The organism is Microbispora sp. GKU 823, from assembly GCF_002027145.1.
In the GTDB taxonomy this organism is placed as follows: Bacteria; Actinomycetota; Actinomycetes; order Streptosporangiales; family Streptosporangiaceae; genus Microbispora; species Microbispora siamensis.
This window is the reverse complement of sequence record NZ_MWJN01000056.1, coordinates 1-18,808: the sequence shown is the minus strand read 5'-3', so window position 1 is coordinate 18,808 and position 18,808 is coordinate 1. Positions and strand designations below refer to the sequence as shown.

General features: G+C 70.8%; 19 protein-coding genes. 8 read left to right on the top strand and 11 right to left on the bottom strand.

The genetic code is table 11. From position 1 onward, the window contains the following. The first annotated feature begins 8 nt into the window (after nt 1-8). Complete coding sequence (treS, locus tag B1L11_RS26390) at nt 9-1,748, top strand: maltose alpha-D-glucosyltransferase (RefSeq protein ID WP_079317115.1); 1,740 nt, start codon at nt 9-11, stop codon at nt 1,746-1,748. Here the strand turns inward: treS and B1L11_RS26385 are convergent. The 3 genes from B1L11_RS26385 to B1L11_RS26375 are packed head-to-tail and all read right to left on the bottom strand — an operon-like array spanning nt 1,690 to nt 5,340. Further along, a complete protein-coding gene (locus B1L11_RS26385; RefSeq protein WP_256862904.1) occupies nt 1,690-4,047 on the bottom strand; it encodes an FtsX-like permease family protein in 2,358 nt (785 codons plus the stop codon). The two genes, treS and B1L11_RS26385, sit on opposite strands and share 59 nt — an antisense overlap. A gap of 40 nt (nt 4,048-4,087) precedes the next feature. Continuing rightward, nucleotides 4,088-4,837, bottom strand: a complete 750-nt coding sequence (locus tag B1L11_RS26380) for an ABC transporter ATP-binding protein (RefSeq protein WP_079317113.1) — start codon at nt 4,835-4,837, stop codon at nt 4,088-4,090. Further along, entirely contained in the window at nt 4,834-5,340 is a 507-nt protein-coding gene (locus B1L11_RS26375) for a PadR family transcriptional regulator (protein WP_079317111.1), read from the bottom strand. The genes B1L11_RS26380 and B1L11_RS26375 overlap by 4 nt, the downstream gene beginning before the upstream one ends. 135 nt (nt 5,341-5,475) lie before the next feature. On the opposite strand from B1L11_RS26375, the gene B1L11_RS26370 reads away from it, so the two are divergent. The 6 genes from B1L11_RS26370 (at nt 5,476) to B1L11_RS26345 (ending at nt 11,750) form a co-directional block, all read left to right on the top strand. Beyond that, nucleotides 5,476-6,738 (top strand): ABC transporter substrate-binding protein, encoded by a 1,263-nt coding sequence (locus B1L11_RS26370; protein WP_079317109.1) that lies wholly within the window; start codon nt 5,476-5,478, stop codon nt 6,736-6,738. Nucleotides 6,739-6,740: 2 nt separating this feature from the next. Beyond that, complete coding sequence (locus B1L11_RS26365; RefSeq protein WP_079317107.1) at nt 6,741-8,066, top strand: ABC transporter substrate-binding protein; 1,326 nt, start codon at nt 6,741-6,743, stop codon at nt 8,064-8,066. Between the two features lie 12 nt (nt 8,067-8,078). Then, nucleotides 8,079-9,629 (top strand): ABC transporter permease subunit, encoded by a 1,551-nt coding sequence (locus tag B1L11_RS26360; RefSeq protein ID WP_372974728.1) that lies wholly within the window; start codon nt 8,079-8,081, stop codon nt 9,627-9,629. Next, nucleotides 9,626-10,513: a carbohydrate ABC transporter permease gene (locus tag B1L11_RS26355; protein ID WP_079317105.1), complete on the top strand. Its 888-nt coding sequence runs from the start codon at nt 9,626-9,628 to the stop codon at nt 10,511-10,513. The genes B1L11_RS26360 and B1L11_RS26355 overlap by 4 nt, the downstream gene beginning before the upstream one ends. Nucleotides 10,514-10,694: 181 nt before the next feature. Then, nucleotides 10,695-11,375, top strand: coding sequence for a uracil-DNA glycosylase (locus tag B1L11_RS26350; RefSeq protein WP_079317103.1), 681 nt, complete (start codon nt 10,695-10,697; stop codon nt 11,373-11,375). A gap of 24 nt (nt 11,376-11,399) precedes the next feature. Beyond that, the gene (locus tag B1L11_RS26345) at nt 11,400-11,750 is read left to right on the top strand and encodes a hypothetical protein (RefSeq protein ID WP_079317101.1); all 351 of its coding nucleotides are present in this window, start codon (nt 11,400-11,402) and stop codon (nt 11,748-11,750) included. A gap of 105 nt (nt 11,751-11,855) precedes the next feature. Here the strand turns inward: B1L11_RS26345 and B1L11_RS26340 are convergent, their stop codons facing one another. Next, nucleotides 11,856-12,725 carry a polysaccharide deacetylase family protein gene (locus B1L11_RS26340; protein ID WP_079317099.1) on the bottom strand — a complete coding sequence of 290 codons (870 nt, stop codon included), beginning with the start codon at nt 12,723-12,725 and terminating at the stop codon, nt 11,856-11,858. A 58-nt stretch (nt 12,726-12,783) separates the two neighbouring features. Here B1L11_RS26340 and B1L11_RS26335 point away from each other — a divergent pair, with 58 nt between their 5' ends. Then, nucleotides 12,784-13,149: a MerR family transcriptional regulator gene (locus tag B1L11_RS26335; protein WP_079317097.1), complete on the top strand. Its 366-nt coding sequence runs from the start codon at nt 12,784-12,786 to the stop codon at nt 13,147-13,149. Here the strand turns inward: B1L11_RS26335 and B1L11_RS26330 are convergent. From B1L11_RS26330 to B1L11_RS26305, 7 genes are all read right to left on the bottom strand, one after another. After that, complete coding sequence (locus B1L11_RS26330; RefSeq protein ID WP_306291713.1) at nt 13,121-13,801, bottom strand: MOSC domain-containing protein; 681 nt, start codon at nt 13,799-13,801, stop codon at nt 13,121-13,123. The genes B1L11_RS26335 and B1L11_RS26330 overlap by 29 nt on opposite strands. Further along, nucleotides 13,798-14,001 carry a hypothetical protein gene (locus B1L11_RS47145; RefSeq protein WP_372974730.1) on the bottom strand — a complete coding sequence of 68 codons (204 nt, stop codon included), beginning with the start codon at nt 13,999-14,001 and terminating at the stop codon, nt 13,798-13,800. Before B1L11_RS47145 ends, B1L11_RS26330 begins: the two co-directional genes overlap by 4 nt. Nucleotides 14,002-14,081: 80 nt before the next feature. Continuing rightward, a complete protein-coding gene (locus B1L11_RS26325) occupies nt 14,082-15,026 on the bottom strand; it encodes a hypothetical protein (protein WP_079317095.1) in 945 nt (314 codons plus the stop codon). A 110-nt stretch (nt 15,027-15,136) separates the two neighbouring features. Then, a complete protein-coding gene (locus tag B1L11_RS26320) occupies nt 15,137-16,099 on the bottom strand; it encodes a hypothetical protein (RefSeq protein WP_079317093.1) in 963 nt (320 codons plus the stop codon). Nucleotides 16,100-16,344: 245 nt separating this feature from the next. Then, nucleotides 16,345-16,797 (bottom strand): NUDIX domain-containing protein, encoded by a 453-nt coding sequence (locus tag B1L11_RS26315; RefSeq protein ID WP_143737564.1) that lies wholly within the window; start codon nt 16,795-16,797, stop codon nt 16,345-16,347. A 47-nt stretch (nt 16,798-16,844) separates the two neighbouring features. Further along, complete coding sequence (erm, locus tag B1L11_RS26310; protein WP_079317089.1) at nt 16,845-17,621, bottom strand: 23S ribosomal RNA methyltransferase Erm; 777 nt, start codon at nt 17,619-17,621, stop codon at nt 16,845-16,847. Between the two features lie 249 nt (nt 17,622-17,870). Further along, a partial coding sequence (locus tag B1L11_RS26305) for a GNAT family N-acetyltransferase (RefSeq protein WP_218671323.1) occupies nt 17,871-18,808 on the bottom strand: 938 nt, incomplete at its 5' end.

Below are 18,808 nucleotides of genomic sequence, written 5' to 3'. Positions count from 1 at the left end.
AGAACCAGATGAACGCTGCTGCGCCCTGCCCTGACCCGGTCCCCGGGTCGTTCGGCGCCTCCACCGGCGATCTCCCGGAGATCACCGACTTCACCTCGCAAGACCCCCGCTGGTACAAGCGCGCGGTCTTCTACGAGGTACTGGTCCGCGGCTTCAAGGATTCCAACGGCGACGGCACCGGCGACCTGCGCGGGCTGATCGAGAAGCTCGACTACCTCCAGTGGCTCGGGGTCGACTGCCTCTGGCTGCTGCCGCTCTACGAGTCCCCGCTCAGGGACGGCGGCTACGACATCTCCGACTACCTCAAAATCCTTCCGGAGTTCGGCGACCTCGGCGACTTCGTGAAGCTGATCGAGGCCGCGCACGAGCGCGGCCTGCGGGTCATCACCGACCTGGTCATGAACCACACCAGCGACCAGCACCCGTGGTTCCAGGCGTCCCGCACCGACCCGGACGGCCCGTACGGAGACTTCTACGTCTGGTCGGACGACCCCGACAAGTACTCCGGCGTCCCCATCGTCTTCGTGGGCACCGAGGAGTCGAACTGGACGTACGACCCGGTGCGCAAGCAGTACTACTGGCACCGGTTCTTCCACCACCAGCCCGACCTGAACTACGACAACCCGGCCGTCCAGGAAGCGATGATGGAGGTCATCCGCTTCTGGCTCGACCTCGGTGTGGACGGGTTCCGGCTGGACGCGGTGCCCTACCTGTTCGAGCGCGAGGGCACCTCCTGCGCCGGGCTGCCCGAGACGCACGACTACCTCAAGAAGATCAGGGCCGAGGTGGACCGGCTCTACCCCGACCGGGTGCTGCTCGCCGAGGCCAACGGCTGGCCCGAGGACGTGGTCGAGTACTTCGGCGACCCCACCGTGGGCGGCGACGAGTGCCACATGGCCTTCCACTTCCCGCTGATGCCGCGCATCTTCATGGCCGTGCGCCGGCAGAGCCGCGAGCCGATCTCCGAGATCATGTCGCGCACCCCCAAGCTGCCGGAAAGCGCCCAGTGGGGCATCTTCCTCCGCAACCACGACGAGCTGACGCTCGAGACCGTGACAGAGGAGGAGCGCGACTACATGCACGCGGAGTACGCCAAGGACCCGCGCATGCGCGCCTACCTCGGCATCCGGCGGCGCCTGGCCCCCCTGCTGGAGAACGACAGGGACCAGATCGAGCTGTTCACCGCGCTGCTGCTCAGCATGCCGGGCTCGCCGGTCATGTACTACGGCGACGAGATCGGCATGGGCGACAACATCTGGCTGGAGGACCGCGACTCGGTCCGCACGCCGATGCAGTGGACCCCGGACCGCAACGCCGGGTTCTCCGACGCCGACCCCGGCCGGCTCTACCTGCCCGTGGTCATGGACCCGGTGTACGGCTACCAGTCGGTCAACGTCGAGGCGCAGACCAAGAGCGAGTCGTCGCTGCTGCACTTCACCCGGCGGATGCTGCAGATCAGGCGGGAACACCCGATCTTCGGCACCGGCAGCTACAACGAGCTGTGGTCGCCGAACCCGAGCGTGCTGGCCTTCCTGCGGGAGGAGGGCGACGACGTGGTCCTGTGCGTCAACAACCTCTCGCGCTTCGCCCAGCCGGTCGAGCTCGACCTGCGGCGCTTCGCCGGGGTCACCCCGGTCGAGTGCCGCGGCGGGGTCTCCTTCCCGACGGTCGGCGACCTGCCCTACCTGCTCACGCTGCCGGGCTACGGCTTCTACTGGCTGTCCCTGCGCAGGTCCCCGGACGCCTGAGAGGGCGTCTGAGGGGGCCGCGCCTCAGCGGGCGGTGACGGGCACCTGCGCCCGCGCCGCCCGCCTGGCGGGGATCAGCGCCACCAGCAACGCCGCGCCGACCGCGATCAGGAGGGTCGCGGCGAGCATGCCGGGCGTCGGGGCGCGGCCGATACCGGCGCCGACGCCGCTGCCGCGGCCCTCCAGGTCGATCAGCCAGCGCGACCAGGACGCCCCCGCCGCGGCCCCCAGCCACGACCCCCACCGCGGCGGGCAGGCCTGTGGCGGTGACCAGCGTGGCCATCACCTGGCGAGGGGTCAGCCCCATGGCCTTGAGCACGGCCAGGTCGAAGACGTGGTCGCGCAGCCCGAGCGCGCTGGCCGTCAGCAGGCTGGCCAGCCCGATCAGGGCCAGCACGGCGACCAGCGCGACGATGATCACGCGGATGACCGCGAGCCGGTCGGCCGGATTCACGGCCTGGGCCACCTCCAGCCCCTGCCCCTGCAGGCGGGCGCGCACCTGGGCCGGGTCGGCGCCGGGCCGCAGCACCAGGGCGTAGAACTGGGGCGGCAGCGCGTCCTTGGCCGCCAGGCTGTCCACCCCGAACGACAGCACCTCGCCGTCCTGCTCGGGCTCCACCACCCGGCCCACGATGCGTACGATCAGCGGGGTGCCCCCGATCGTCATGCGGACCCGGTCGCCGATCCGTACGCCGAGGAGGTCGAGCAGGCCCTGCCCGGCGACCGCCTCGCCCCGGTCGGCGAACATCCGGCCCTCCACGACCGGGAAGGGGTAGGGGTCGGAGGACAGGCCGAGGGCCCTGGTCCGCACGGTCCTCGTCTGCCAGGGGACAAGCGCGTCGAGTTCGGCGCCCGGGTAGGCCGCGACCACGTCCTGATCGGCCATCGCGCGCTGGCGCGCCTCCTCGGCGGTCAGCTCGCCGGGCCGCACCGTCAGGGCCGCGGCCTGGCCCACGCTCTCCGGGTGGCGGATGAAGTCGTCCAGGGTCGTCCAGCAGCCGAGCCCGATCGTGATCATCATCATGGGGATGGCGACCCCGCACACCGTGAGCGCGGCGGGCGTCCTGCGGGTGAAGGCGTCCCTGGCGCCGAGGACGAGCGCGGGCGGCAGCCGTACGAGCAGGGCGACCCGGGCCAACCGCGACAGGTGCCCGCGCGGCGGCGCCGCCGGGGCGGCCGGGATCGGCGGGGTGCGCCCGCCGCGCCAGGCCGGGACCAGCACGGCGACCAGCACCGTCAGCGACGTCCCCACGATGATCGCGGCGAGCGGACCGGCCGACAGCGGCACGACGACCGTCTCCCCCATGGCGTACGCCGTGATCAGCCGGGCGAGTACCGCGCCGATGGCGATGCCGAGCAATCCGAGCGTGCCGTGCTCGGCGACGAGCATCCGGACCACCTGCCCCCGGGTGAACCCGAGCGACTTGAGCGTGGCGATGTCGCGCAACTGCATCAGCACCCGGCCTCCGGCGGCGTTGGCGAGCGCCAGCGCGGCGGCGATCAGGCCCGCGCCGCCGAACAGCGCGAGCAGCAGGCCGAGCAGCCGGTTGTCCAGCTCCATCGAGGCCCGCACCTCGCGCCAGGTCGTCACCCGCTGCACCTGGTTGCGCAGCGTGAAGACGGCCCTCTGGACGACGAGATCGGTGCCGGCGGGGTCGGCCAGCCGCAGCCCCGTCACGGTCTCGGTGCGGCCGGGCGCGGGCTCGACCACGTTCAGCGTCTGCGCGAGCGTCCAGGCCAGGCCGGGGGTCCACTCCGGGTAGAACCCCTGGTCACCGCTTTCCGCCAGCCCGGCGACGGTCAGCGTGTGGGTCGCGCCGTTCAGTCCGGTGACGGTGAACGAACTGCCGGGCCGCAGGCCGAGAGCGCGGGCGAACGACCGTTCGACGACCACGCCGTTCGGGGTGCGCACGTCGAGCCAGCGGCCCTCGCGCAGGAGCGGACGGGCCACGGCGGGGAAGGCCGCCGGCGTCTCCTGCAGGGTGATCGGCACCCGCCGGCCGCGGGTGACCAGCGTGGCGGGCGCGCTGCGGTAGGGCCCGGCGACGTCGGTCACGCCGTTCAGGCGGCGCAGCGCGGACACGTCGGGGACGTCCTTGCTGTGGATCCAGATGTGCGCGCTGTTGCTGCGCTCGAACAGGCCGCGCCAGGGGTTGGTGCCGTCCTCCAGCAGCGTGGCCGCGATGATCAGGGCGGTGACGATCCCCGCCACCGCGAGAACCGTCAGCGCTGCCTGACCCCGGCGTGCCCGCAGGTCCGCGCGGATCCACCGCAGCTCCGCGGTCCTCGTCGTGATCAAGCCGCCCCCTCGTGCCGGTCCCGTGCGCCCCCGGACGATCTCAACTGCGCAGCTCCACGACGTCTCCGGCCGCTCCCAGGGGGCGCCGGCGCGACTTCGGGATCGCGCCGTCGTCGACGATCTGGCCGTCCAGCAGGCTGACGACACGGTCGGCCATGCTCGCCACCCGGGCGTCGTGGGTGACCAGCACGATCGTCTGGCCCTGCCCGTGCACCTTGCCGAGCAGGCGCAGCACGTCGCGGGTGTTGCGGCTGTCGAGGTTGCCGGTCGGCTCGTCGGCCAGCAGCAGCCGGGGCTGGTTCGCGAGCGCGCGGGCCAGCGCGACCCGCTGCTGCTCGCCACCGCTGAGCTGCGCGGGCGACGCCTCGGCGCGGTCGGCCAGGCCGAGCTCGCCGAGGAGGTACTCGCGCCGTTCCCTGGCCTGCCGGGGCGAGACGCCGCCCAGCAGGGCGGGAAGCTCGACGTTGTCGGCCACGGTCATGTTGGCGACCAGGTTGAAGAACTGGAAGACGAAGCCGATCTTCTCCCGGCGGAGCACCGCCCATCCGCTCTCGGAGAGCGTGTCGGCTCGCCTGCCGTCCAGCCAGATCTCGCCGCTGGTGCGCGTGTCCAAACCGCCGAGCATGTGGACGAGGGTGGACTTGCCCGACCCGGACGGGCCCATGACGGCGACGAACTCCCCCGCCTCGACGGTCAGGTCGACCCCGCGTACGGCGGGCACGGGCAGCCCGCCGGTCTGGTAGATCTTCACCAGGTTGACGGCCCGTACGACGGGAGCGTCGGCGGTCATGGCAGGTCCTCCTGGCAGCGTTCGAGCCAGTCGAGGTCGGCCTGCAGGTGGAGCATGGCTCCCTCGATGAGCAGCAGCGCGACGCGGTTGGCCGGGTCGGTGCGCTCGGCCAGCTCGCGGAGGTCTCTCATGAGCGCAAGGTAGTGCCGTCGCTGCCGGTTCACCAAGGCCATGCGGTCGGACAGCCCGGTCATCGGAGCCAGCACGAGCTTCATGAAGAACTCGTCACGCACCCGGGGGCCCTCGGTGGGCTCCTCGACCCAGGTCTCCAGCGCCTCCCGGCCGGTGGCGGTGATGTAGTAGACCTTCTTGTTCGGCCGGTTGGCCTGCTCGACGTCGACCGACCGGACGTACCCGTCCTTCTCCAGCCGGCCCAGGGTCACGTAGATCTGGCCGATGTTCGGTGACGGATAGGCGTCGCCGAAGATCGTCTCGAGTGCCTGTTTCAGCTCGTATCCGTGGGCAGGTTCCTTCGCAAGGAGCGCCAGCAGCGACTGCCGCACGCGCCCACCCCCAAGCCGTATCGAGCAGTTATCGGAGCGTTACGGGCTGATCCGTTGACGCTCACATTATCGCTATGCATAACATGCATGCACCTACCTAACACGTATGTAACCCGCTTTTCATACGGAGGCCACATGGTTCGCCGAGCCGTCGCCGTTCTGGCCACCTTCCTGGTGGCCGGGTGCGCGGGGCTCGCCGACACCGGCGCCGAGTCCGCCGTGGGCAGCGACGGCACCGGGCCGATCACACTGGCGATCGGCAGGGACACCACCGCGTACCTCCGCCCACTGCTGGACCGGTGGAACCAGGCGCACCCGGACGAGCCGGTGTCGCTGCTCGAACTGCCCGAGGCGGCCGACGAGCAGCGCGCCCAGATGGTGGCCAACCTGCAGGCGCACAACGACGTCTACGACGTGCTCGCGCTCGACGTGATATGGACGGCGGAGTTCGCCGACGCCGGCTGGATCGTGCCGCTCGACCGCAGCCTGTTCCCCCTGGACAAGCTGCTCAAAGGCGTCGCGGACACCGCCATCTACCGCGACAGGCTGTGGGCCGCGCCGTACACCAGCAACGCGGGCCTGCTCTACTACCGGTCGGACATCCTGAAGAAGGAGCACCTGAAGCCGCCCAAGACCTGGGCGGAGCTACGCGAGCAGGCTTCCCGCCTGAGCGCGAAGTATCACATCGGAGGATATGCCGGGCAGTTCCTGCCGTACGAGGGACTGACCGTCAACTTCGCCGAGGCCGTCCAGTCGGCGGGCGGGTCGATCCTCAGCCCGGACGCCCGCACGGTCACGATGGACCTCGGCAGCGCGCGGGCCGCGCTCGACTTCCTGGTCGGCGGCGTCAAGGAGGGGTGGATCCCCCGCGAGGCGCTGACGTACAAGGAGGAGGAGTCCCGGCTCGCCTTCCAGGAGGGGCGGCTGCTGTTCGCCCGCAACTGGCCGCACGCGTACGGACCGGCCGCCCACTCGAAACTGGCCGGGAAGTTCTCGGTGGCCCGGCTGCCCGGCCTGAACGGGCCGGGGTCCAGCTCGCTGGGCGGCTACAACCTGGCGATCAGCGCCTTCTCGAAGCGGCAGAAGTCGGCGCTCGACTTCATCCGCTACTTCACCGGCAGGGACAACGAGCGGCTCGTGCTCACCGAGGGCTCGTTCCCCCCGGTGTGGGCGGACCTGTACGACGACCCGGAGCTCATCGAGCGGTTCCCCTACCTGCCCGCGCTCAAGGAGGCGATCGTCTCGGCCCGGCCCAGGCCGGTCACCGCCGACTACAACCAGGTCAGCCTGCTGATCTCCAGCGCCGTGTCCGGCGCGCTCACTCTTGCCAAACCCGTAGACGAGACCGTCGCCGACCTGAAACAGGGGCTCGGCGAGGTCATCCAGTTCGGAGGATAGATATGCGGAAACTCCCCCCCGTCATGGTCGCGTGCCTCGCTCTCGCCGCCGCCGCCGCGTGCGGCAGCGACTCCGGCAGCACGCCCGCGGCCTCGGGCAGCGCCTCGGCCGCCGGAGGCGCCGCCAAGCCCCTGGAGGGTGTGAAGGTCGAGGTCGCCGCGAAGTGGACCGGCGACGAGCAGGCCAACTTCGAGAAAGTGCTCAAGGCGTTCGAGGAGAAGACCGGCGCCAAGGTCACCTACGCCTCCACCGGTGAGGACACCGGCGCCTACCTCGGCCCCCGCATCCAGGGCGGCAACCCTCCGGACGTCGCGATCCTGCCGCAGCCGGGCCTGGTGCAGCAGTACGCCGACGAGAACGCCCTCAAGCCGCTGTCCGCCGAGGTGCAGGCGCAGATCGACCAGAACTACACCCCGTACTGGAAGGAGCTCGGCTCCGCCAAGGGCCAGGTGTACGGCGTGCTCGTCAAGGCGGCGCACAAGTCGCTCGTCTGGTACCGCCAGTCGGCCTACGACGACGCCGGCGCCCAGCCCGCGTCGACCTGGGACGACCTGATCAAGAACGCGCAGACGCTGTCCGACTCCGGCGTCGCGCCGTTCGCGCTGTGCGCCGCCTCCGGCTGGACGCTGACCGACCTGTTCGAGAACGTCTACCTCTCCACGGCGGGCCCGGAGAACTACGACAAGCTCTCCAAGCACGAGATCCCGTGGACCGACGCCTCGGTCAAGACCGCCCTGGAGAAGCTGGCGCAGATCTTCGGCAAGAAGGAGTTCATGCTCGGCGGCTCGTCCGGCGCGCTGCAGACCGACTTCCCGACCTGCGTCACCCAGGTGTACGCCCAGAAGAAGGCCGCGATGGTCATCGAGGCCGACTTCGTCGCCGCCTCCCTGGGCCAGTCGGGCGCCAAGGTCGGCGAGGAAGCCAAGATCATGCCGTTCCCGAAGGCGGGCGACACCGCTCCGGTCATCCTCGGCGGCGACGTCGCTGTGGTGATGAAGGACAACAAGGGCGCGCAGGCGCTGGTGGAGTACCTGGCGTCCAAGGAGGGCGGCGAGGTCTGGGCCAAGCAGCCCGGCTACCTGTCCCCCAACCGCAACGTCTCGCCCGACAACTACCCGGACGACCTGACCAAGCAGCTCGCCCAGACGATCATCTCGGCCGGTGAGTCCGTGCGGTACGACATGTCCGACCTCGCGCCCAGCGCCTTCGGCGGCACCGACGGCAAGGGCGAGTGGAAGGACCTGCAGGACTTCCTCCGCGACCCCTCCGACGTGAAGGGCACGCAGGAGAAGCTCGAGGCGGACGCCGCCAAGGCCTTCAAGAAGTAAAGGAAGACGGCCGTGACCGAACGGTTGGACGGCCCGCAGGCCGCCGGCGGCGGAGACTCCGCCGCCGGGGCCTCCTCCGGCCCGAGCGAACCCCCCGCAGGTCCTTCCTCCGACTCCCCCCAGCCGGGAGCGGCCCTCTCCGGCTCCGGCGCCGACACCCCGGCCGCCTCGGACTCCCTGACCGCTTCCGAGGAGCCACCGGCGGGTCCGGCGGCGGCGGGGTACCCGACCGCGGCCCCGCCCGGCGGGGTCGCCACGGCGGGCGCGGCGAAGGCGCCCGTGCGTCTCGGCCCGCCGCCGAGACTGGCGGTGATGTTCCTGCTGCCGGCGCTGCTGCTGCTCGCCGCGTGGGTGATCTATCCGATCGTCTACTCGATCTGGCGCAGCCTGTACGACGCGGCCGGCGACCGCTTCGTCGGACTGGGCAACTACCTCTCGATCTTCACCGACTCCTCGACGCTCACCACGATCAGGAACAACATCATCTGGGTCGTGGTGGCCCCGATCATCGTCACCGCGCTCGGCCTGATCTTCGCGGTGCTCACCGAGCGCATCCGCTGGGCCACGGCGTTCAAGCTGGTGCTGTTCATGCCGATGGCCGTCTCCCTGCTCGCCGCCGGGGTCATCTTCCGCCTGGTGTACGAGCAGGACCCGGACAAGGGCGTGGCCAACGCCATCATCACGACCGTCCACGACGCCTTCTCCTCCAGCGCGGGCTATCCCGGCGCACGGCCACGGGAGAACGACCAGGCGCCCGCGGTCGTGCAGGGCGGCGCGGTGGTGACGAAGCAGCAGGTGCAGGCGGGCACGCCGGTGCTGATCCCGCTCGTCGGCCTGAGCCAGGACGTGGTGAAGGACGCCGCGCCCGCGAAGGCCGCCCCCGCTGGCGACGGCCTGAGCGGCACGGTCTGGCTCGACGTCGTCCGCGGCGGCGGAGGCACCCTGAACCAGATCGACCCGCAGGAGAAGGGCCTGGGCGGCGTCACCGTCGAGGCGGTCTCCGGCGGCGCGGTCAAGGCGACGACCGAGACGGCCGCCGACGGCACGTTCCGCTTCTCCGGTCTTCCGGCCGGCTCCTACGTCGTACGGCTGCCGCAGTCGAACTTCACGGCGCCGTTCAACGGGCTCACCTGGCTGGGGCCGTCGCTGATCACTCCCGCGATCATCGGCGCGTACATCTGGGTGTGGGCCGGGTTCGCGATGGTGCTGATCGCGGCCGGGTTGTCGGCGATCCCCCGTGACGCCCTGGAGGCGGCCAGGATCGACGGCGCGACCGAGTGGCAGGTGTTCCGCCGGATCACCGTGCCGCTGCTGTCGCCGGTGCTGCTCGTCGTCTTCGTCACCATGATCATCAACGTGCTCAAGGTCTTCGACCTGGTGTTCATCATCGCCCCCGGCTCGGTGCAGCCGCAGGCCAACGTGATCGCGCTGGAGATGTGGCGCGTGTCGTTCGGCGGCGGCGGCAACCAGGGCCTGGGCAGCGCGCTTTCGATCTTCCTGCTCGTGCTGGTGGTGCCGTTCATGATCTTCAACATCCGCCGGTTCAGGAGGGACGAGGGATGACGACCCTGGCCGAACCCCGGCACGCGCAGCCGATCGAGCGCGGCCTGTTCTCTCGGGCTGTCGACCGTCTCGGCGGCGGCCTGGTCCAGGTCTTCATGATCCTGGTCGCGCTCTTCTGGCTGATCCCGACTCTCGGGCTGCTCGTCGTCTCGCTGCGCGGCGAGACCGACAACAACTCCTCCGGCTGGTGGACGCTGTTCACCAAACCCGCGCAGCTCACGTTCGACAACTACTCGAACCTGCTCGCGTCGGGCTTCGGCTCGTCGTTCTGGAACACCGTCCTCATCACGGTGCCGGCGACGCTGCTGGTGATCGGCATCGCGGCCATGGCGGCGTACGCGTTCGCCTGGATCGAGTTCCCCGGCAGGGACGTGGTGTTCCTCGTGGTCATCGCCCTGCTGGTCGTCCCGGTGCAGATCGCGCTGATCCCCATCGCCAAGCTGTACGGATTCCTCGGGATCTTCGGCTCGATTCTCGGGGTCGTGCTGTTCCACGTGGCGTTCGGCCTGCCGTTCGCCATCTTCCTGCTGCGCAACTTCTTCGTGGGCATTCCGCGCGAGCTCCTCGAGGCGGCGCGGATGGACGGCGCGCCGGAGTGGCGGATCTTCGCCACCGTGGTGTTCCCGCTGGCCAAGCCCGCGATCGCGTCGCTCGGCATCTTCCAGTTCCTGTGGGTGTGGAACGACCTGCTCGTCGCGCTGGTGTTCGCCGACACCGAGAACCAGCCGATGACGAAGGCACTGCAATCCCAGATGCGGCAGTTCGGCACCAACGTGGACATCCTCGCGCCGGGCGCGTTCCTGTCGCTGATCATCCCGCTGGTGCTGTTCTTCGCCTTCCAGCGGTATTTCGTGCAGGGCATGCTCGCGGGCTCGGTCAAGTGACCGGCCGGAGGCCCCGGATCGTCCGGGCCTCCGGCATCACCACGGCGACACGGGAAATGTCCCGTGTGTGGCGAGCCGTGCCGGAAGGGCGTCGGATGCCCGCTTCACGGGGGTAAGCGGGCATCCGATCTTTCCGCCGCCGGGCCGTACGGGGACCGAAAAGCCGATAGAGTGCGCGGACATGTCAGGACGTCCGTTGCACGAACTCGTGGAAGCCGGGTGGGCCGAGGCCCTCGCACCCGTGGCCGGGCGGATCGCCGCCATGGGCGACTTCCTCAGGCAGGAGATCGCGGAAGGCCGCCAGTACCTCCCGGCGGGGGACAACGTCCTCCGCGCGTTCCGGCAGCCGCTGAGCGAGGTCCGGGTGCTGATCGTCGGCCAGGATCCCTACCCCACCCCCGGACACCCCGTCGGGCTGAGCTTCTCCGTGGCCCCCGACGTACGGCCGCTTCCGGGCAGCCTGGTCAACATCTTCAAGGAGTACATGGCCGACCTCGGCCACCCCACGCCGCCCTCGAACGGCGACCTCACCCCGTGGACCGAGCAGGGCGTGCTCCTGCTCAACAGGGTGCTGACGGTGATGCCGGGCAAGCCCGCCTCCCACCGGGGCAAGGGCTGGGAAGAGGTGACCGAGCAGGCCATCAAGGCGCTGGTCGAGCGGGGCGGGCCGCTGGTGGCGATCCTGTGGGGCCGCGACGCCCGCAACCTGCGGCCCATGCTGGGTGACGTGCCGTGCATCGAGTCGGCCCACCCCAGCCCGCTGTCGGCGCGCAGCGGGTTCTTCGGCTCCCGCCCGTTCAGCCGGGCCAACGCCCTGCTGGAGCAGCAGGGCGGGGCGCCGGTCGAGTGGAAACTGCCGTGACGGCTTGCCGATAGGATCACCACCATGAGCGATGGAACGGACACCGGTCGCTACCTGCGGCTCACCGTCGACCTGGTGGTCGAGGTCCTCGATGTCGACGCGCTGCAGGCGGCGGCGCTCGCCGAGATCCGCGACCCCCAGGCCGAGCTGGACGACGCCGAGCGGCAGGAGCAGATCGAGCTGGTCAACTCCGACGAGACGGGCGCGGCGGCCCTGCAGTGGCTGATCGAGCCCGACCACGTGCTCGGCCTGGTCGAGCACGTCGCCGAGGTCGAGCCGCGGGAGGCGATGCTCGGCGTGGAGCCGTCGGAGGGCGTCCTGGAGGACGAGGACGAACACGACCACGATCACGACGAGCCGGGCCACATCCACTGAGACCGGTCCACGAGAGGGCGCCCGGCCGGCCACCGGCCGGACCGGCGCGTCCCTGCCGAGCCCTTACGCGGGCCGGCCGCCCGTGTGCTGGTAGACCATGCGCTGTTAGACCGTGCGCTGGTTGACCGTGCGCTGGTAGTGCGCGGCGATCTCGTCGCTGGTGGTGAGCCAGACGTCGGGCTGCGCGGCGAGGAAGGCCAGCGCCTGATCGAGATACTTGGCCCGGAACGCCTGCCCGATGACGAAGGGGTGCAGGGCCAGCGCCATGACCCTGCCACTGTGTGCGGCGTCGGCGTGCAACTGCTCGTACTGGTCCCTGACGATCTGGACGAACTCCGGCCCCGTGACGCCCCTGTCGAACAGGAGCAGGTCGTTGAGCTCGACCGAGTAAGGGACGCTGATCATCCCGGGGACGTTCAACGGGTAGGGCTGGTCGTCGTTGGTCCAGTCCAGCACGTAGCCGAATCCCAGCTCGGCGAGCAGGGCCGGCGTGTTGAAGGTCTCGGTCAGGCCGGGGCCCATCCAACCGCGCGGCCGCCGGCCGGTGGCCTCGGCGACGGTGCCGGCCATCTCCGTGAGGAGACGGCGTTCCTCCTCCAGGGACAGGCCGGCGTGCAGGATCGAGTTGGTCCGGCCGTGCAGGAGCCAGGCCCAGTCGCGGTCGAGGCCGGCCTTGATGATCTGCGGGTAGTGCTCGGCGACAGCGGAGTTGAGCAGGACGCTGGCCCTGATGCCGTGCCGGTCCAGGATGTCGGCGACCCGCCAGATGCCGACCCTGGCCCCGTAATCGCGCCAGCCGTAGTTGAGGGCGTCGGGGACGAGGTCGGCCGTACCGGCCCAGATGCTGGTGGACGGGCGGTCGACCAGGAAGTGCTCGACGTTGAGGCCGATGTAGACGGCGACCCTGGCACCGCCGGGCCAGCTGATCGCCGGGCGTTCGGTGATCGGGCTGTAGTCGAAGAGCGTGTTCTCCATGCCCCCGACGGTAGAAGCTAACATTGATGTCAAGTTCAAGTCCGCAGGGGGTGACGTGATGCGCATCGGCGAGCTGGCGCGGCGCACCGGGGTGAGCGAGCGGTCGCTGCGCTACTACGAGCAGCAGGGGCTGCTGGTCGCCGAGCGTACGCCCGGTGGTCAGCGGGAGTATCCCGAGCAGGCGGTCGACCGCGTCATCCGGATCCAGGAGCTGTTCGCGGCGGGCCTGCACAGCAAGAAGATCGCGCAGTTGCTGCCCTGCATGCGCGACGCCGACGGCGGCCCCTCCGCGATCGCCACCCCTCGGCTGGTCGCCGACCTGGTCGCGGAGCGGGACCGCATCGACCGCATGATCACGGAGCTGGTCAACTCGCGCGGCGTCCTCGACGAGGTGATCAACGCGGCGTCACAGGACCGCGGGTAGGCAACCCCTGGCAAGGCGACGTAGGCGACCGCGAGCAGGCAACCGCCGGCAGACGACATAGGCGACCGCGGGTAGGCGACGTAGGCGACCGCGACCAGGCGTCCGAACCGCTCATACCGGCCGGAGAGCTGTGGGGGCCGGCAGGCGGCTCGACCCGTATCGGGTCCCCGGGCCGGATCTCGCCGCCCGCGACGACGATGCCCATGACCCCGGCCTTGCGCACCAGGTTGCCCTCCTCGTCCCGGTCCAGCACGGCCTTCATCAGCCCGTGCTGGAAACCGTCGAGTTGCACGCAGGGGTTGCGCAGGCCGGTCACCTCGACGACGGCCGTCTCGCCGAGGTGCAGCAGGGTCCCGGTGGGCAACGCGAGCAGATCCACGCCCCTGGTGGTGACGTTCTCCCCCATGTCCCCCGCCCGTACGGCGAAGCCCGCCTCGCGCAGTTCGTCGTGCAACTCCGCGTGGACCAGGTGCACCTGGCGCAGGTTCGGCTGACTGGGATCGCGGGCGACCCGCGACCGGTGCTTCACGGTCACCCCGGCGTGCGCGTCCCCCTCGACGCCCAGGCCGGCCAGCAGCCGGATCGACTCCAGCGGAGTCTTGCTGAAGGTGTGGGTGGCGCTGCGGCTCACCGCCGTCACTCTGCTCGTCATGTCTTCTCCTCCTGGGCCTGTGACTCCATTCCGCGCACGAGAGCGAGGAGGCGGTCAAGCAGATATTCGTCACACGGGGCCTGCTCGCTGACCCACGCGATCGCGTTGACCAGCGTGAGGAGATCGGCGATCCCGATGTCGCCGGGCACCGCGCCGTCCCGTTGCGCGCGTTCGAGCAGGGCGGCGCCGGTCGCCCGGATCCGCTCGTACTATCGGGCCGTGCTCGACCGGGAGGGCGTGGACGGCCCGTTCAGCGGCCGGCCTGACGGGCGGGGAGCGGTCAGGAGCTCAGGACCTCCTCGCGCCGCCGGACGAGGGACTCCTGCTGACGGGTCAGCTCGCCACAGCGGGCGGAAACCTGATTGACCATCGCCGCGACCCACTCCGCGACCTCGCGCACCGCCTCCGCCGTACGGGCGATCCGCTGGTGCTTGATGGCATCGGTGATGATGTTGTCGAAGAAGACGTCGGCGAACCAGCGGGTGTCCACCTTCGGCAACTGGGGCGCGGCGTTGACGCCGATGTCGGCCAGCTCGCGGGAGAACCGGTCGAGCGCGCCCTGCGCGTGCCAGGCCGCCTCGTCGGCCTGACGCAGGTGCCCGTGCTCGACCATGTCGGCGAACCCGCCGCCGTTGCTGAACATGTCCCACGTCGAGGCGCCGCGGGCACTGCCCAGATGCCGCAGGACGTAGCCGACCGCCTGGCCCGCGGCGGCCCCGGCCTGCTGCGCCTCCCGATGCTCGCGCAGGTCGGCGCTCACGTTCGACAGCCGGGCGGCGATGTCGGCCAGCTCCCGCCCGCGTGGATCGCCCGACTCGACCAGCATCCGTTCCTTGCGGGCGAGCAGCACCTCCAGCTCGTGATGCGGGTTGCCGAGCTCCGCGAGGGACTGGTCGGTCGTACGCAGGTCGCCGTTGAGCCACTCCAGGCGGGTGCGCTGACCGGTGACCCGCTGGCGGGCCGCCGCCGCCTCGGCCCGTTCCCGCGCCAGGCGCTCCTCCTTGCCCCCGGTCAGACCCGCCAGGAAGGCGGTGAAACCGCCCTGTTCCAGCTTGGCGACGTCGCGATCCTCCTTGACGAGCTGCCGCTCCAGGTCCGCGAGCATGCCACGGACCTCCTCGATCTGAGTCAGGAGAGTGGCACGCTGCCGGGTGAGCTGGTCCCGGCGTCTGGCGCGGTCCCGCGCGTCCCGGATCTCGTCGTCGATGGCAGCGAAAAGGGTCACACTTCACAGACGTGCAATAGACGCCCGAACGTTCCCGCCTCTCTGTCCGGTCGTCGCGACCCTCGGCAGCCGGGCGGCCGAGAGCTCCGACACGCCGTCCAGAAGCCGGCTCAGGCGACCAACAGGCCCGGGGCATGACGGGGATGGGGGTTTCCGTCGTGCCCACCCGGCAGGCGGAGCCTGAGACAGGAACGGGCGGCTGCGGCCGGCGTGAGACGTACGCGCAGGAGCCCGCTCTCCTCGTCCGGCATGCCGGGCGGGGACCCGTACTCGGCGCCGGGAACGGGAAAGGGCCCGCTTTCCAGATCCGCTCCGCCCGACAGCACGGCGTAGTCCATCCCCGCCACCCGAAGGCGGCGGGCGACAGCGCGGCGGGGCGCCAGGAGGCCGGTGGACAACCAGGCGAGGTGGCCCCCGAGCAGCGACTCGGCCACCGTGCGCAGGACCGTGACCGCGCACAGGCTGTGCGCGCAGGCGAGGCCGGCCAGCGTGATCTCCGGCAGACCGAAACGCCGCAGGCCGCGCGAGGTCGTGACGAGGCACGAGCAGCCCCCGTCGGCATCGGCTCCCGTAGGTGCGGCAGCGCCGAGGCCGAGGGCACAGGCGTGTTCCTCGTCGGCGCACGACACCCTCCAGCCCAGCCAGTCGTCGCCGAGGTGGAAGTCCCGCCGCTCCCCCGGGCACTCGGCGCAGTGGTAGACGGCCGCTCCCGTGAGCGGGTCGTACAACCCGCCGTGGTAGGCCTCCGCGATCCCGCGCGCGGCCGCCCGGGCGACCTGGGCGGCCTCGGGTTGTTCCTCGACGGGAGCGGTGCTCGTCACCACCACGTGATGGCGGGCCCGTCTCACCCGTCTGAGGTCCTCGGCGTTCAGATCCATCCGCCGCCAGGGAGACCGCGCCGACCGGAACGCCTCCAGCGTCAGCCGTGGCGTGCCGAGGGCGTCCCTGGCGGCGCGCCGATGGGACGGTCCCATCCGCCAGGGGACGATCGACGAGAGATCGGTCGGCGTACGGTCCGTGGCGACGACGAAGACCGACGAGGTCTGCGCGGGCACGGGATAGGTGATTCGCATGGCTCCTCCTCCGCGACGTGCTGCACCTACAACCGCCGAAGCGGCCGCGGGAAGTGCCGCAGGAGCAGTCGGCCCCGCACCTGCCGCTCCTCGCACTGCCGCAGGGCCACAGCCTGCGCGAATCCGCCGCCGCCCGTCCCACCCGAACGCCACTCTGTGGACAACCCGCGAACAGAACGGGCGAATCTCCCCGGCACATCGCCCTGGTCCACAGGTCGCCGGTCGACGGCCTGCCCGGCGACCGCCTAACCGGCCTTGCCGAGGATCAGGAGCCGATGGGACTCCAGCGTCCCTTCCGGCAGGTCGTCCGGCGCGCACCACCGGGCCTCCAGGATCTCCTTGGGGTCGATCCTCATCGTGCCGCCCGCGAACTCTGCCTCGTACGCCACCTCGACCCGCAGCCGGTAGCCGCTCTTGAGCTGCACGAGCCCACCGACACGCACCGTCAAGCCGGTCTCTTCCCGCACCTCCCTGACGACCGTCTCCTGGAACGTCTCCCCCTTGATGGCGCAGCCGGTGGGCAGCCCCCACTGCCGGCCTTCCGGCCACAACCGATGCCGGAGCAGCAGCACCCGCCCGTCTCCGTCGCGAACGATCCCCGTCACGCCGACCATGAACTTCGCCTGCGAGATCCACAACAGTCGCCACTGCACCGAACCGCCGATGCTCCGCCACAGCCGGGCGACCAGATCGTTCACGATGAGTCCCTTCGTCCACGGTGACCCCAGGAGTGAGAAGGACATCATCACAGGCCCGGCCGGCGACGCCGCGTCACTTCCTGCCAGAGGGACGCCCACTGTCCGGCGGTCAGGTCCTTGGGCAGCGCGTACGGCGTCACCCGCGCGTCACGCGCCCAGGCGCGTACGGCCTGGCGGTCCAGGTGTCCCGTGCGTTCGAGGATCTCGGCGAGGCCGCGCCCGCGCCCGGTGAAGACCCGGCGCACGAGGTCCTGGTACGGCCCCCGCTCGGCGACGAGGGGTACGGCCCTGCGCGTCATGGTGAGCAGGCCGCCGTCGACCGAGGGGGCGGGCCGGAACGAGCGGGCCGGCACCCGCGCGTGCACCTCGAACGCGTACCACGGCCACCAGGCCGCGGTCAGCATGCTGGCGCCGCCGACGCCGGCCCGCCGCCGGGCGACCTCCCACTGCACCAGCAGCACCGCCGTCCTCCAGTCGGATGCCGCGAGGAGCCGCCGCATGATCGAGGTCGTCAGGTGAAACGGCAGGTTTCCGACGACCACGTGAGGATGCCGGGGCAACCGGAACCGCAGGATGTCGGCGTTGACGACGGTGACGTTGGCCGGGACGCGCCGGGCCAGCCGGCGTGCCCGCCCGGAATCGACCTCGACCGCCGTCACCGGCCTGCCGTACCGGCTCAGGGGAAGCGTCAGCGCCCCGTCCCCCGCGCCGACCTCGACGATCGGACCGGTCGTCCCGGCGACGAGTTCCCCGATGCGGGCGATGACCGTGCGGTCGACGAGGAAGTTCTGGCCGAGCTCGTGCCGTCCGCTCTGATGAACCATGGAAGTGCTCCGCGAGTGCGCGATCGGAGCCGGGCAGCGCGAAGCGCCGCACCGGCGAGGACACCGATGGCGGCGGAGCCGTACAAGAGGAAGGGATCCGCCGCTACGAGCGGCGGATCCTCGTGAAGCATGCGAAGCAGCACATGCGCGTCACCCTAGCGAGCACGACGGGAGGAGCCGCAAACCATTTTCCGCGCGTGTCCTCCGCCGCGACTCTCGTCCGCCGCCGCTCTCGCGGGAGCGACCGCCCTACCGTGACCCGTCTTCACTCCAGGTCATGTCGATCCGCTGCCCGATGACCTCGTATCCGGCGCGGAGGAACGCCCGGGCCATCGGGACGTTCCCGACATCCGTGGCGGCGCGGATTCGCGGGACGCCCTGCCCGGCGAGGATCCGGGTCCCCTCGGCCAGCAGGTCGTCGATGTAACCGTTGCCGCGGCGGGCCGGGACGACCCCGATGTACGCGATCACCGGGTTGTATTCGTTACGCGCCGGGATGACGAATCCCACCGGTTCGCCCTCGGGTGACGTGCCGATCCGCCACCATTCCCGTGGGCTCGGGTAGTGGACGAGTTCGTCGTCGTAGTGCTGGGCCGCGGCCCGCTCCGCGGGCATTCGAGTGAGGTCGGCGCGGCTGTGGGCGTCGAGCGTGCCGTCGAGGACGAGGGTCATCAGGGCGAGCAGTTCCTCCCTGCCGGCCACGGGCCGGAAGGTCAGCCGCCCGCTCGGCGCCGCGATGGGAGTGCCTGGACGCCACTCCAGCCGAAGCCGTTCGACGAGCAGCCGGGCGCCGGTCCGCTCCAGCACGGCCATGCGGTTCTCGACGGCAGGCCTCGCCTTGACATCGTCACGCCATCGCGGCGGGACGAACACGTTGTATTCCGGCGGGCGTACGCCGACCGGCAGCACCGCGGCGCTCGCGGTTTCGAACAACCGGACCCCGGCCTCGATGCTCGCCGGTCCGGGCATGGTGTCGTCGAGGTCGAGGATGTCCAGCAGCGCCGGCGCCTCGCCCGCGCGCGGGGCCCACCAGGCCAGTCTGGCGACGAGGCGGTCGCCGCGCAGCGCCATCCACATCCACTCCGGCCGCCGCTGCGGCCGATGACCGCGAACCAGCCCAAACCCCTGCTCGGCGTTCCGCCGCAGACCGACTCGTCCTACTACGTCGGCTTCGATGCCCGGAGGGG